We start from the raw sequence: 12,386 nt of genomic DNA, 5'->3' as shown, positions 1-12,386 counted from the left end.
CCCATCCCCGTACCCCACCCCCGAGGAGAACACCCACCATGGCAGCCACCCGCCGCCCCATAGCCCTCGCCGCCGCCGTCGCCGCGGCGGCAGCCTTCGGCGCGACCGCGTTCGCCCTTCCGGCGCTCGCCGCCGACAGCACCGCTCCCGGCCCTGCGGCCGGCGGTGCGCCGACGTCGGCCCTGAAGGACGGGACGCTGGAGTGGGGTGTCAAGGCGTCCTTCCGCAAGTACCTCGCCTCGCCGTTCTCCGGCGGGAAGATCACCGTCAAGGACGGAGCCACCCAGGCGCCCGACAACGGCGTGTTCACGTTCGTCAACGGCAAGGGCACCTACGACACCGCCACTCACGCCACCGCCACCGCCTTCGAGGGCGGCGTCAACTTCTACGCCCACGAGGGCGCCCTCGACATCACGCTGTCGGACGTGAAGCTCTTCACCACCCGTACCGGCGGTGCGATCACCGCCGATGTCACCACCGCGCAAGGCACCCGTGACGACGTGGAGTTCGCCTCCCTCGACCTGACGGGGGTGAAGCCCGGACAGGGCGAGGGCGGCGCGATGGTCTTCACGGACATCCCGGCGACGCTGACGAAGGCGGGCTCCGAGGCGTTCGACGGCCAGTACAAGGAGGGCGACGCGCTCGATGCGGCCACGCTCTCGGTGAAGGCCGGCGCGGCCCCGACCACGGAACCGACCACCGAGCCCACCAAGGAACCGACGGCCGGGCCCAGCGGCAAGCCCACGTCGTCCGCTTCCCCGTCCCCGTCGGCCACCGACGGGCCGGGCACCGGCAAGCCGGCCACCGGGACCGGTGCGATCGCCGACGGCACCCTGGACTGGGGTGTCAAGAAGTCGTTCCGTTCGTACGTCACCGGCCCCATCGCGCACGGCAAGGTCGAGACGACGGGCGGCGCCGCCGCGTCCGGCGACGGCTACCGCTTCCCCGACGCCACCGGCCGCTTCGACGCCACGAAGCAGACCCTGGACGCCGAGTTCGACGGCAAGGTCCGCTTCCTGGGCCATGAGGAGAACGGGGCGTACACCCTCGACCTCTCCCTCACCGGCCTGGAGGTCCAGGTGAGCGGTGGCAGGGGCAGGCTGATCGCGGACGTCTCCACCAAAGACCGCGAGACCAAGAAGGTCTCCTCCTACACCGGCCTGACCATCGCGGACCTGAAGCTGCCGAAGGGCGCACTCGCCGCCAAGGACGGAGTGGTGACCCTCTCCGGCGTCCCGGCGACCCTCACCGCCGACGGCACCAAGGCGTTCGGCGGCATGTACGGCAAGGGCGAGCAGCTCGACCCGCTGACCGTCGCGGTCGCCCTGGACGAGGACGCCGAACTCCCCGGCGCCGCGGGCGGGTCCGGCGGGTCGACCGGCTCCACCGGTTCCACGGGCCTGGCGGGTGGTTCCGCGTCTCTCGGCGGCAACGTGGGCGGTGGTTCCGCCGGCGGTTCGGTCGGCGGTTCCGGCTCCCTCGCTTCCACCGGCTCCGACATCCAGGCCGGCGCCCTGATCGCCGGAGCGGGCGTCGTCGTGGCGGCGGGAGCGGGCGTCGTCCTCGCCGCCCGCCGCCGTACCGCCTGACGGCACACGCACGGTCGGGGAGCACAGCCCGACCGCACACGCCCCACCGCACCGCCCGGTGTGATCCCGGTGGTCCGATGCCGTCGGCCGCGCCGCCGCGAAGGTCTTGTGCGCGCGGCCCCGCGCGCGAGGGCCCGAGGCCCTACGCGCTGATCGGGAACGCCTCGCCCAGCTCCCGGAACACCGCGGTGTTCAGCGCGAACGCGCGCTTGCACTCGTCGACGACGCGCTGCTTCTCCAGGTCGTCCGCGTCCAGCGTGTCCAGCAGCTCGCGGTAGCCCCGCTTGAACGCCGCGGGGTTGGGGATCTGCTCGAAGACGTAGAACCGGACGCCGTCGCCCTTGCGCGCGAAGCCCCAGGTCTTCTCCGCCTTGTCGCGGATGATCTGGCCGCCCGAGAGGTCGCCGAGGTAGCGGGTGTAGTGGTGGGCGACGTAACCGGCGGGCCAGGTGCGGGCGCACTCGGCGACCCGGGCGGCGTACGCGGCGGTGGCGGGAAGTGGCTCCAGGCCCTCGCGCCAGTCGGCGCCCCGCAGATGGGTCAGGTCGCGCTCCAGCTCGGCCGTGCGCATCAGCTCGGAATGTATGAACGGGCCGGCGACCGGGTCGTTCCCCAGCGCCTGGGCGCCTTCCTCCAGTGCGCGGTACACGAACCAGAGCTGCTCGGTGTAGCGCGTGTACGCGTCCACTCCGAGGCGCCCGCCGAGCAGGTCGCTCATGAAGGTCGAGGTCTCCGCCTCGGTGTGCTGTTCGTGCGACGCCGTGCGGATGAGCGTCGAGAAGGGCGTGACTGCGGCGGTTGCGTCCAAGGCGGGCCTCCGGGGGCCGAGGGGAGAGGAAGTCCTGGAAGAAGCGGATGAAGTCCTGGAAGAAGCGGACAAGGGCAAAAAGACGGCAGTGACCGCGTCCGGCAGTCCCTGTCGACATCTCCGATCTTCCTACTTAGGCTTACCTAAGTCAATATCTTCCCGACGCTCTGTCGGTAAAAACGATACGCCTGGTTCCGCTGATGCGCGGCGGTGTGCAGAGAGGCGGCGGCGCGGGTACGCGAAAGCGGCCGCCCGCGGGCGGCCGCTTTCGCGTGGTGCGTGGTGACGCGCGGTGGTGGGCTGTCCGGGTGGCTACGGGAGGGTCAGGATCTCGGTGCCCGTCTCCGTCACCACCAGCGTGTGCTCGAACTGGGCGGTGCGCCTGCGGTCCTTGGTGACCACCGTCCAGCCGTCGTCCCACATGTCGTAGTCGTGGCTGCCCAGCGTCAGCATCGGCTCGATGGTGAACGTCATGCCGGGCTTCATCACGGTGGTCGCGTGCGGGCTGTCGTAGTGCGGGATGATCAGCCCGGAGTGGAACGAGGAGTTGATCCCGTGCCCCGTGAAGTCCCGCACCACCCCGTACCCGAAGCGCTTGGCGTACGACTCGATGACCCGGCCGATCACGTTGATCTGCCGCCCGGGCCGGACCGCCTTGATGGCCCGGTTCAGTGCCTCCTCGGTGCGCTCCACGAGCAGCCGCGACTCCTCGTCCACGTCGCCGCAGAGGTAGGTGGCGTTGTTGTCGCCGTGCACACCGTCGATGTACGCCGTGACGTCGAGGTTCACGATGTCGCCGTCGCGCAGCACCGTGGAGTCCGGGATGCCGTGACAGATCACCTCGTTGATCGAGCTGCACAGCGACTTGGGGAACCCGCGGTAGCCCAGCGTCGACGGATACGCGCCGTGATCGCACATGAACTCGTGGGCCACCCGGTCGAGTTCGTCCGTCGTGACGCCCGGGGCGATGTGCTTGGCGGCCTCCGCCATCGCCTGCGCGGCGATCCGGCCCGCCACGCGCATGCGCTCGACGGTGTCGGCGTCCTGGATCTCCGGACCGGTGTACGGGGCGGGGGCCGGCTTGCCCACGTACTCGGGGCGCCGGATCTTTCCGGGGACGGAACGGATGGGAGTGATCTCCCCGGGCACGAGCAGCGACTGGCCAGACATGTCAGCGAGTCTAACCAGCGCGCTTGGGGCAGCATGGCCCCGACGGAAGGAGCCGGACATGGCCCTGTTCAAGAAGCGCACGGTCGGCAAACCGGGCGAGTGGTACTACTGCCTGCAGCACAAGAAGGTCGAAGAGGGCCCCGAGTGCCCGGCCAAGGACCGGTTCGGGCCGTACACCTCCCGGGAGGAGGCACGGCACGCGATGGAGACGGCACGGGAACGGAACCTGGAGTGGGAGACGGATCCCAAGTGGCACGACGCCGAGGCCCCGGCGGACCGCGACCCGGACGCGTGACGAACCGCGGCGGCGGACCGCGGCGACGCGCGTGAGGGACGAGGTCCCCGCCCTCAGCCCGCGGACGGGCCTCAGCCTCCGGACGGACTGGATTCCGGCTCGGCCCGGGCACATCCCGCCGCGGACGCGCCGGATTCCGCCCCGGGCGTGGCGGATTCCGCCTCGCGCTCGGCCCGCCTGCGTACCGCGTCCTCGTCCGTCCCGGAGTCGTACGTGAGCAGCTTCGGCAGCGCGGCGGTGAGCAGCGCGACCGACGCCACGCACGCCACACCGCCGCTCCAGATCGCGGGGCGGGTCCCCGTCCAGCCCGCCATCGCACCGGCCCGCACCTGACCCAGCTGCGGGCCGACGCTGTACGAGAGCACCTCGATGCCCGCCAGGCGGCCCCGCAGCTCCTCCGGGATGGTCTGGTTCCAGATCGTGGAGCGGCCGAGTCCGCTGAGCATGTCGCCCGCGCCCGCCACCGCCAGGCAGACCAGCACCGGCCACACGCTGGTGAACCAGCCCGCCGCCGCGATTGCCAGTCCCCAGACCGCCGCCCCGAACACCACGAACAGCCCGTGCCGCCGTACCCGTGACGTCCATCCGCTGGTCAGGCCCAGCACCAGCGAGCCGACCGACCCCGCCGCGTACATCAGGCCCAGCGACCACTCGGCGTCCAGTTCGTCCGCGAGGAACGGGAAGATCGTGTTGGGGAAGGCGAAGAACATCGCGACCAGGTCGACCGCGTACGTCCCCAGCAGCAGCGGCCGGCTCCAGGCGTACCGCGCCCCCTCGACGATCCCGCGCAGCGACGGCTTGGTGTTCTCCCGGGCGGGCGGGGCCGGTGTCAGGCGCAGACACAGCAGGACGGAGGCGGCGAACGTGACCACCGTGACCGAGTACGCCGTGGCATGACCGGCGTAGGCCACCACGAGCCCCGCCACCGCCGGGCCGGTGATCGCGCCGAACTGCCAGCGCAGCGAGTTCAGCGCGGCCGCCGCGGTCAGCTGGTCGTGCGGCACGATCCGGGCCATCAGCGAGTCCAACGCGGGCCGCTGCAGCCCGGAGAGCGCTGAGACCCCGCCCGCGACCAGATAGAGCGGCCAGAGCAGCGGATCGGGAAGCACGGCGTTCACCAGGAGCACCAGGGCCAGCACCCCCAGCCCCGCCTCGGTGGCCAGGATCACCTTCCGACGGTCCACGGCGTCCGCGAGCGCTCCGCCGTACAGGCCGAAGACGACCAGCGGCACCAGTTCCACCGCGCCCATCGCGCCGACGGCCAGCGGCGACCCCGTGAGTTCCTTGATCTGGAGCGGCAGCGCGATCAGCGCCATGAAGCTGCCGAAGTACGTGACCACGCCCTGGACCCACAGCAGCCGGAAGTCGGCCGACGAACGCAGGGGAGTGAAGTCGGGCAGCAGCGCGGAGAAACGGCCGGACGGGGAAGGGTCTGAGGTCACGAGGGGTCATGCTCCGAAGTCGTGGTGCCCGGTGCAACACCTTTTCCGCATCCGCATCCGCATCCGCCTCCGCATCCGCGTACCGGGCCGTGTCCGGGGACGGGGGCCGCCTCCGCATCCGCGTACCGGGCCGTGTCCGCGCTCGTGGCCGCGCGGGCGGGCGGCCTCGGCGCTCACCAGCGCGGCGGAGGCGGCGCCGTCAGCCGGTCGGCGAGCCGGGACAGCCGGTCCCGGAAGCGACGGCCGCCGCGCGGCGCGGGGGCGCCGTTCTCCCCGGCCGCCGCGCTCACCAGATGCTGCACGATGTCCAGGTCGACGTCGTCGGAGCCGGTCACCGCCAGTGCCTCGTGGGCGAGCCCCCGCACCTCCGGGTCGCCGCCGTCCAGCGAGAGGACCGTCGCCCCGGCCCTGCGGGCGTCGCGCATGCGCTCCAGCAGTCCCGCGCAAGGCGGCTCCGGCGCCACCAGCAGCAGCGTCTCGCCCCGCCCGGCCGCCTCGATGCGGCCCGGGCCGACCGCCAGATGCGCCGGATCGCCCGGCTCCACCCGGTGGCGCACCAGGGTCGGGGTCAGCTCCGGCAGTCCGGACCAGGTGGACTCGTCGACCAGATGGGCCGCCAGATGCCACGGTTCGTACTCCGCCGTCCCCACCAGCAGCAGCCCGCCGCCGTGCGGGACGACGGACGACCTGAGCGTTCCGGCGAACCGCCGGGCCGCGGCCGGCCACTCGGTCCCGGCGAGCACTTCACGCAGCAGGGCGACACGTACGGCATCCATGGCCCGGCATCGTGCCCCGGGCGCCGGCCGTGCCACCGGTGAAGGGACGCGGAACCACACGAACGGGGCATGGGGCGCGGGCGCGGGAACACGCCGAACGGGCCGGGAACTCCGCGCCGGGGCGACCGAGTGTTCTCCTCCGTGGCGGGCAGTAATGTCGAAGCCATGACTACGAATGAGACGGGCAGCGCGCCCAAGCCCCCCGCCAAGGACCCCTGGGACCTCCCCGACGTGTCCGGCCTGACCGTCGGCGTGCTCGGCGGCACCGGCCCGCAGGGCCGCGGCCTCGCCTACCGGTTCGCCCGGGCCGGGCAGAAGGTGATCATAGGGTCCCGCGCCGCCGACCGCGCACGGGCCGCCGCCGGGGAACTGGGCCACGGCATCGAGGGCGCGGACAACGCGGAATGCGCGCGGCGCAGTGACGCCGTGATCGTGGCCGTGCCGTGGGACGGCCACGCCAAGACCCTGGAGTCGCTGCGCGACGAGCTCGTGGGCAAGCTCGTCATCGACTGCGTCAACCCGCTCGGCTTCGACAAGAAGGGCGCCTACGCCCTGAAGCCGGAGGAGGGCAGCGCCGCCGAGCAGGCCGCCGCCCTGCTCCCGGAGTCCCGCGTCACCGCCGCCTTCCACCACCTCTCCGCGGTGCTGCTCCAGGACACGGCCGTCGAGGAGATCGACACCGACGTGCTGGTGCTGGGCGAGGCCCGCGCCGACACCGACCTGGTGCAGGCGCTGGCGGGCCGGATCCCCGGCATGCGCGGCATCTTCGCCGGGCGGCTGCGCAACGCCCACCAGGTCGAGTCGCTCGTCGCGAACCTGATCTCGGTCAACCGCCGCTACAAGGTGCACGCGGGGCTGCGTACCACCGACGTCTGAGCGGGGCCCGCACCGGGGCGGTCCGCTCCCGGCCCTTTTCCGGGCCACCCTGCGACAGGCGGAAAGGGGCATGGGGGACACTGGACGGGACCGCGCACCACTCCGGACAGGAGCCGACTCCCATGCCCCGACTCGCTCTCTACGCCATCGCCGTCTGCGTCCTGGCCGTCGTCGCGGCCGTGTTCTCGTTCGTCCAGGGCAGTTGGCTCGGGATCGTCTGGGTGCTGCTGGCCGGGCTCTCGTCCAACATGGCCTGGTTCTACATGCGCCGGCACCGCGCCACGACCGCCACGAGCTGAGCCCCGTCGCCTGACCGCGCTCGGCGCCCCGCGAGACCGTGCTGCGCGGGGCCGGTGCGGAGGAGCTGCGGGTCGTCGAGGGCAACGCGGGCGACCCCCTCGTACGTCTTCACCGAGCACTGTTCCCGGCGCCGGATGCTCCTCCTGCTGGACAACTGCGAGCATCTCGTCGGGGCCGCCGCCGCCCTCGCCGACCACCTGCTCGCCCACTGCCCGCGGCTCACCGTGCATCCATCTCGTCTGCGTCGCACGGGCTTTCGCCGGTGTCGGCGGCGAACCCCGGGCCGCCCTCGCGGCCCGGCTGCTGGGGGCCGGCCGGCCGGGGATGCTCCCCCCGGGGTACGCACCGACGTCGATGGAGCGCGACGACTACGCCCGGGTGGAGGAACTGGCCGTCGCCGTCCTCGGCCGGGACGCCCACGACTCGGCGTACGCCGAGGGCGGCGGTCTCTCCCTGGAGGAGGCCACCGCCCTCGCCGAGGCGCATGTGCCGGACCGGGACTGAACCGCCACCGGTCCGTCGGCCCGTGCCGGGGACACGGCCGCCGCCCCTCGCACACCCGTTGTTCAGCTCTTCCTGCGGAACTTGGAGACCGCCAGCGGAGCCGTCACCGCGGTGATCGCCACCGCCCAGCCGAGCGTGAGCCACGCCGCATGGGCGACCGGTCCGCCGGTCATCAGCCCGCGCGCCGCGTCGGCCAGGTTGGACAGCGGGTTGTAGTCGGTGAACGCCTGGAGCCAGCCGGGCATGGTGGCGGTCGGGGCGAAGATCGAGGAACCGAACTGCAGGGGCATCAGCACCAGGAACCCCATTCCCTGCACCGCCTGGGCGGTCTTCAGCGACAGCCCCAGCAGGATGAAGATCCACATGATCGCGGCGCCGAACACCGCCGACAGACCGACCGCCGCGAGCAGGCCGAGCACCGAGGTCTTCAGCTCCATGCCGAGCAGGAAGCCCATGCCCAGCAGGATCGCCGTGGCCACCATCATCCGGCCCAGCTCGACCACGATCTTCGCGATGAGGACCGACGACCGGGAGATCGGCATCGTGCGGAACCGGTCCATGACCCCCTTGCGGAAGTCGTCGTTGACCCCGGTGCCCACCGCCATGGCGATGTTCATGCCCATCATCGCCATCAGGCCCGGGACCACGTAGTTGATGTACGTCTGCCGGTCGCCGCCCAGACTCGCGCCGATGGACCCGCCGAAGACGTACACGAACAGCAGGATGAAGACGATGGGCATCAGCAGCACGTCGAACATCGACTCCGGATCCTTCTTGATCTGGAGCGCGTTGCGCCGCATCAGCGCGCCGATGTGCCGCAGATTGGCACGCAGCCCGATCCGGCCCTCGCCGACGAGCGCTCTCGGCGCGGCGGACGGGGCCGTGCCGGTCGTGGCGTGCTGCTGGAGCGTCGTACTCGTGCTCATGCCGCGACCTCCGCGAGGATCGTGTCGGTGGCGGAAGCGCTCTTCTCGCCGGTGATGGCCAGGAACACCTCGTCCAGGCTGGGCAGCGCGGTGGCGATGTGCGCCAGCGGGAAGCCCCGGGCGCCGAGCAGGCCGATGACGGCGGTCAGCTGCTCGTCGCTGAGGATCGGGACGTACAGCAGTCCCTCGTCCGGGACCGCCTGCGCGCCCGCGACCCCGTCCAGGCCGGCCTCTCCGAGGGCCCGCGCCATCGCGGGCAGCTGTGCCGGGTCCGAGGGTCGGACCTGCAGGGTGCGTCCGCCCACCTTCGCCTTGAGCTCCTCGACCCCGCCGTTGGCGATGATCCGGCCCCTGTCGATGACGGTCAGCTCGTTCGCGAGCTGCTCCGCCTCCTCCATGTACTGGGTGGTGAGCAGGACCGTCGCGCCTTCCGCGACCATCCGCCGCACCTCGTCCCAGACCTCGTTCCGCGTCCGGGGGTCGAGCCCCGTCGTCGGCTCGTCCAGGTAGAGGACGGCCGGGCTGCCGATCATCGACGCGGCCAGGTCGAGACGCCGCCGCATACCGCCCGAGTAGTCCATCGCGGCACGCCGGGCCGCGTCGGTGAGCGAGAACCGCTCCAGCAGCTCGTCGGCCCGGGCCCGGGCGGCCTTGCGCGACAGATCGAGCAGCCGCCCGATCATGTAGAGGTTCTCCCAGCCGGAGAGCTTCTCGTCGACCGAGGCGTACTGCCCGGTCAGTCCGATGGTGCGCCGCAGCTGCCGGGGCTGCGCGACCACGTCGTAGCCCGCCACGGTGGCGTGTCCGGCGTCCGGGACGATCAGGGTGGACAGGCAGCGCACGAGGGTGGTCTTGCCCGCGCCGTTGGGTCCGAGCACACCGAGCACGGTGCCCTCGCGGACATCGAGGTCCACACCGTCCAGAGCCCTGGTCGAGCCGTAGTGCTTGACCAGCCCCCGGACCTCGACGGCGTTGGTGCCGTTCCTGGGGTTCTTGTCGCTTCGCGTCATGTCTCCCATGGGACCAGGTGCCACCGACAGTCCGCCGACAGCACGCCGACAACGGACCGACAGGCCGACAGCCCGCCGATGGGGGAAGTCGGCGGGCTGTCGGTGGTGCGGGCGGTGGTCTGTGCCGAGCCCGTCCGCCGGACACGGCGTCCGGTGAACGGGTCCCTGCGGGAGGGGGCTGGTACTGCAACGGTCTTTGCTGGGGCGTGTTCGAAAGTGGCGTCGTCCGCCCGAAGGGCGGGGCCCGCGGCGTCCGGTGCGGTGCATCGCGAGGCGGAGGGTCGTCCTCGTACGGTGCGTACGTGGACGATCCCGGCGACGTGGCGGGGTGCCGTGCCAGGCGTCGCGGGCCAGACGGGACTTTCGCGCCCTAGTGGAAGGTGTGCTCGGCGGCGGGGAAGGCGCCGTCGACGACCTCTTGGGCGTACTCCTTCGCCGCGTCGCCCAGCACCTTGCGCAGGTTCGCGTACTGCTTGGTGAAGCGCGGCACCTTGCCGCCGGTCAGCCCGACCATGTCGGTGTACACCAGCACTTGGGCGTCCGTACCGGAACCGGCGCCGATGCCGACGGTCGGGATGTGCAGGGCGCGGGTGATCTCGGCGGCCAGCTCGGCCGGTACCAGCTCCAGGACGACGGCGAACGCGCCCGCGTCCTGCACGGCCTTGGCGTCGCGCAGCAGCTGCTGCGCGGCCTCCTCGCCGCGGCCCTGCACCCGGTAGCCCATCGCGTTCACGGACTGCGGGGTCAGACCGATGTGGGCCATCACCGGGATGCCGGCGTCGACCAGCAGCCGGATCTGCTCGTGGCTGCGCTCCCCGCCCTCCAGCTTGACCGCGCCGACACCGGACTCCTTGATCAGCCGGGTGGCGTTGCGCAGGGCCTGGACGGGGCCCTCCTGGTACGCACCGAAGGGCAGGTCGGCGATGATCAGCGCACGCCTGGTGCCCCGTACGACGGCGGCGGAGAGGACCGCCATCTCGTCCATCGTGACGGGCACGGTGGTCTCGTAACCGAGGTGGCAGTTGCCCATCGAGTCGCCGACGAGCAGGACCGGGATACCGGCCTCGTCGAAGACGGACGCGGTCATCGCGTCGTACGCGGTGAGCATGGGCCACTTCTCGCCGCGCCCGGTGGCGGCGGCGATGTCGTGGATGGTGATGCGGCGGGTGCTCGTGCCTCCGTACAGCGCCTTGCTGCTGTCGGTGGCGGCTCCTGCGGCGGGCGTCTTCTGCGCAGCCTGAAGCGACATGTGCCTATGGCTCCTTCGTCATCTCGAGGCGCCCTGACGGCGTCCCCGGACCGGCTCCATGGTCGCATCCCGCGCCCGTCCGCGGGAAGTGGGCCCGCCCATGATCGTCCGGGCGGGGGCCGCCCCGCTCCGGGGCGGGTGTGCGGACGTGCCGGGGGCCGGTGGGCATGCCCGGGGACCTGCGGGGCGTGGCTGGAACCGGCGGGTGCACCCGGCACCGGCGGAGTGTGATCGTTCTGTCACAAGCCCCGGCGGACCCCGACCTGCCGGAACTCATCGGACCCCGCCCTTCGTCGTTGTGGGAGTACCGCCGTCGTGGACGGTCGGGAACGTGCCGCGCATCGCCTAGGGTCGTGAGCGCGGCGACACGTATGGCAAGGCAGTGAGGACAGCGCGATGGTGCAGGCGTACGGAGCGGACACCGGGAACGACCGCACGCAGGCGCGGAGCACCGGGCCCCGTGTCCGGGATCTGCGTGACCGGTGGGGCCGGGTCGGGGGCATCTGGCGGCGGGGGGTCGTCCTGGCCGTCTGCTCGGTCCTCATAACTCTGGTGATGGTCTTCCACGCACAGATCCCGAACGCCGTGGGCAACGTGGGCAGCCTCATTGAGACGTTCCTGCCGTGGATCGGCGTGTTCGTCCCGCTGCTGCTGGTCCTGGCCCTGGTACGCCGTTCGGCGACCGCGCTGATCGCCCTGCTGCTGCCGGTCGTGGTCTGGCTCAACCTGTTCGGCGGGCTGCTCACCGGCAAGTCGGCCGAGGGCGGCGACCTCACCGTGGCCACCCACAACGTCAACGCCGACAATCCCGACCCCGCGGGCACCGCCCGGAAGGTCGCGGCCTCCGGCGCCGACGTCATCGCCCTGGTGGAACTGCCGGACGACGAGGTGGCGAACTACGAGGCGGCGCTCGCCGACCGCTACCCGTACCACTCGGTGCAGGGGACCGTCGGCCTGTGGAGCAGGCAACCGATGCGCGACGCCCGGCCGGTCGACATCAAGATGGGCTGGCCCCGGGCCATGCGCGCCAGGGTGACCACGCCCGGCGGCGACGTCGCCGTCTACGTCGCCCACCTGCCGTCCGTACGCGTCAAGCTGCACGCCGGGTTCACCGCCAACCAGCGCGACGACAGCGCCGACACCCTCGGCGAGGCCATCGCCGACGAACCGCTCGACAGGGTGATCCTGCTCGGCGACCTCAACGGCACGATGAACGACCGCTCGCTCAACGCGGTCACCTCGCAGCTGCGGTCCACCCAGGGCGCGGCGGGCGACGGCTTCGGCTTCAGCTGGCCGGCGTCCTTCCCGATGGCGAGGATCGACCAGATCCTCGTGAAGGGCGTCGAACCGGTGTCCTCGTGGACGCTCCCGGCGACGGACAGCGACCACCTCCCCATCGCGGCGCGCGTCCGGTTCTGACACCTACGGGCTCCCGGCCCCG

13 protein-coding genes and 1 pseudogene are annotated in these 12,386 nt (G+C 72.0%); 7 read left to right on the top strand and 7 right to left on the bottom strand.

Annotated elements, in window-relative coordinates:
• Nucleotides 1-38 precede the first annotated feature (38 nt).
• A complete protein-coding gene (locus tag ACGF2V_RS23640) occupies nt 39-1,589 on the top strand; it encodes an HtaA domain-containing protein (protein WP_362704020.1) in 1,551 nt (516 codons plus the stop codon).
• Nucleotides 1,590-1,731: 142 nt separating this feature from the next.
• On the opposite strand, the gene ACGF2V_RS23635 is transcribed toward ACGF2V_RS23640, so the two are convergent.
• Together ACGF2V_RS23635 and map are read right to left on the bottom strand one after the other, a co-directional pair.
• Nucleotides 1,732-2,397 carry a biliverdin-producing heme oxygenase gene (locus ACGF2V_RS23635; RefSeq protein ID WP_362620306.1) on the bottom strand — a complete coding sequence of 222 codons (666 nt, stop codon included), beginning with the start codon at nt 2,395-2,397 and terminating at the stop codon, nt 1,732-1,734.
• 312 nt (nt 2,398-2,709) lie between these two features.
• A complete protein-coding gene (gene map / locus ACGF2V_RS23630) occupies nt 2,710-3,567 on the bottom strand; it encodes a type I methionyl aminopeptidase (RefSeq protein ID WP_362620304.1) in 858 nt (285 codons plus the stop codon).
• A 58-nt stretch (nt 3,568-3,625) separates the two neighbouring features.
• Here map and ACGF2V_RS23625 point away from each other — a divergent pair, with 58 nt between their 5' ends.
• Nucleotides 3,626-3,862 carry a hypothetical protein gene (locus ACGF2V_RS23625; protein WP_362620302.1) on the top strand — a complete coding sequence of 79 codons (237 nt, stop codon included), beginning with the start codon at nt 3,626-3,628 and terminating at the stop codon, nt 3,860-3,862.
• 71 nt (nt 3,863-3,933) lie between these two features.
• Here ACGF2V_RS23625 and ACGF2V_RS23620 read toward each other — a convergent pair whose 3' ends face one another.
• Together ACGF2V_RS23620 and ACGF2V_RS23615 are read right to left on the bottom strand one after the other, a co-directional pair.
• Nucleotides 3,934-5,304, bottom strand: coding sequence for an MFS transporter (locus tag ACGF2V_RS23620; RefSeq protein WP_362704018.1), 1,371 nt, complete (start codon nt 5,302-5,304; stop codon nt 3,934-3,936).
• Between the two features lie 173 nt (nt 5,305-5,477).
• Nucleotides 5,478-6,080 (bottom strand): hypothetical protein, encoded by a 603-nt coding sequence (locus tag ACGF2V_RS23615; RefSeq protein ID WP_362620298.1) that lies wholly within the window; start codon nt 6,078-6,080, stop codon nt 5,478-5,480.
• Nucleotides 6,081-6,245: 165 nt separating this feature from the next.
• Between ACGF2V_RS23615 and npdG the strand changes: the two genes are divergently transcribed.
• The 4 genes and pseudogenes from npdG to ACGF2V_RS23595 all read left to right on the top strand — a co-directional run bounded on the left by npdG (nt 6,246) and on the right by ACGF2V_RS23595 (nt 7,760).
• Nucleotides 6,246-6,956, top strand: a complete 711-nt coding sequence (gene npdG, locus ACGF2V_RS23610) for an NADPH-dependent F420 reductase (RefSeq protein ID WP_362620296.1) — start codon at nt 6,246-6,248, stop codon at nt 6,954-6,956.
• Between the two features lie 122 nt (nt 6,957-7,078).
• Nucleotides 7,079-7,255, top strand: coding sequence for a hypothetical protein (locus ACGF2V_RS23605; protein WP_362620294.1), 177 nt, complete (start codon nt 7,079-7,081; stop codon nt 7,253-7,255).
• Nucleotides 7,256-7,262: 7 nt separating this feature from the next.
• A pseudogene (locus tag ACGF2V_RS23600) lies at nt 7,263-7,487 on the top strand (hypothetical protein); the annotation flags it as partial.
• 123 nt (nt 7,488-7,610) lie between these two features.
• Complete coding sequence (locus ACGF2V_RS23595; RefSeq protein ID WP_362704016.1) at nt 7,611-7,760, top strand: hypothetical protein; 150 nt, start codon at nt 7,611-7,613, stop codon at nt 7,758-7,760.
• A gap of 62 nt (nt 7,761-7,822) precedes the next feature.
• Here ACGF2V_RS23595 and ACGF2V_RS23590 read toward each other — a convergent pair whose 3' ends face one another.
• The 3 genes from ACGF2V_RS23590 to panB all read right to left on the bottom strand — a co-directional run bounded on the left by ACGF2V_RS23590 (nt 7,823) and on the right by panB (nt 10,945).
• Nucleotides 7,823-8,686, bottom strand: a complete 864-nt coding sequence (locus ACGF2V_RS23590; RefSeq protein ID WP_362620291.1) for an ABC transporter permease — start codon at nt 8,684-8,686, stop codon at nt 7,823-7,825.
• Entirely contained in the window at nt 8,683-9,705 is a 1,023-nt protein-coding gene (locus ACGF2V_RS23585) for an ATP-binding cassette domain-containing protein (protein WP_362620289.1), read from the bottom strand. Before ACGF2V_RS23585 ends, ACGF2V_RS23590 begins: the two co-directional genes overlap by 4 nt.
• A gap of 361 nt (nt 9,706-10,066) precedes the next feature.
• On the bottom strand, nt 10,067-10,945 hold the full coding sequence (gene panB / locus ACGF2V_RS23580; RefSeq protein ID WP_362704014.1) for a 3-methyl-2-oxobutanoate hydroxymethyltransferase: 879 nt from the start codon (nt 10,943-10,945) through the stop codon (nt 10,067-10,069).
• Nucleotides 10,946-11,341: 396 nt separating this feature from the next.
• Here panB and ACGF2V_RS23575 point away from each other — a divergent pair, with 396 nt between their 5' ends.
• Nucleotides 11,342-12,364, top strand: coding sequence for an endonuclease/exonuclease/phosphatase family protein (locus ACGF2V_RS23575; protein WP_362704011.1), 1,023 nt, complete (start codon nt 11,342-11,344; stop codon nt 12,362-12,364).
• Nucleotides 12,365-12,386 lie beyond the last annotated feature (22 nt).

Origin of the sequence: Streptomyces sp. NPDC047982 (assembly GCF_043204165.1) — a bacterium.
In the GTDB taxonomy this organism is placed as follows: Bacteria; Actinomycetota; Actinomycetes; order Streptomycetales; family Streptomycetaceae; genus Streptomyces.
Note: the sequence above shows the minus strand (reverse complement) of the source record. Positions and strands in the feature narration are given on the sequence as shown.

Excerpts from the sequence above, each read along its gene's own strand:
- ACGF2V_RS23605 (WP_362620294.1), top strand. The coding sequence starts at position 7,079 with ATGCCCCGACTCGCTCTCTACGCCATCGCCGTCTGCGTCCTGGCCGTC.
- ACGF2V_RS23595 (WP_362704016.1), top strand. The coding sequence starts at position 7,611 with ATGGAGCGCGACGACTACGCCCGGGTGGAGGAACTGGCCGTCGCCGTC.
- ACGF2V_RS23585 (WP_362620289.1), bottom strand. The coding sequence starts at position 9,705 with ATGGGAGACATGACGCGAAGCGACAAGAACCCCAGGAACGGCACCAAC.
- ACGF2V_RS23575 (WP_362704011.1), top strand. The coding sequence starts at position 11,342 with ATGGTGCAGGCGTACGGAGCGGACACCGGGAACGACCGCACGCAGGCG.
- ACGF2V_RS23640 (WP_362704020.1), top strand. The coding sequence starts at position 39 with ATGGCAGCCACCCGCCGCCCCATAGCCCTCGCCGCCGCCGTCGCCGCG.
- npdG (WP_362620296.1), top strand. The coding sequence starts at position 6,246 with ATGACTACGAATGAGACGGGCAGCGCGCCCAAGCCCCCCGCCAAGGAC.
- map (WP_362620304.1), bottom strand. The coding sequence starts at position 3,567 with ATGTCTGGCCAGTCGCTGCTCGTGCCCGGGGAGATCACTCCCATCCGT.
- panB (WP_362704014.1), bottom strand. The coding sequence starts at position 10,945 with ATGTCGCTTCAGGCTGCGCAGAAGACGCCCGCCGCAGGAGCCGCCACC.
- ACGF2V_RS23615 (WP_362620298.1), bottom strand. The coding sequence starts at position 6,080 with ATGGATGCCGTACGTGTCGCCCTGCTGCGTGAAGTGCTCGCCGGGACC.
- ACGF2V_RS23590 (WP_362620291.1), bottom strand. The coding sequence starts at position 8,686 with ATGAGCACGAGTACGACGCTCCAGCAGCACGCCACGACCGGCACGGCC.
- ACGF2V_RS23625 (WP_362620302.1), top strand. The coding sequence starts at position 3,626 with ATGGCCCTGTTCAAGAAGCGCACGGTCGGCAAACCGGGCGAGTGGTAC.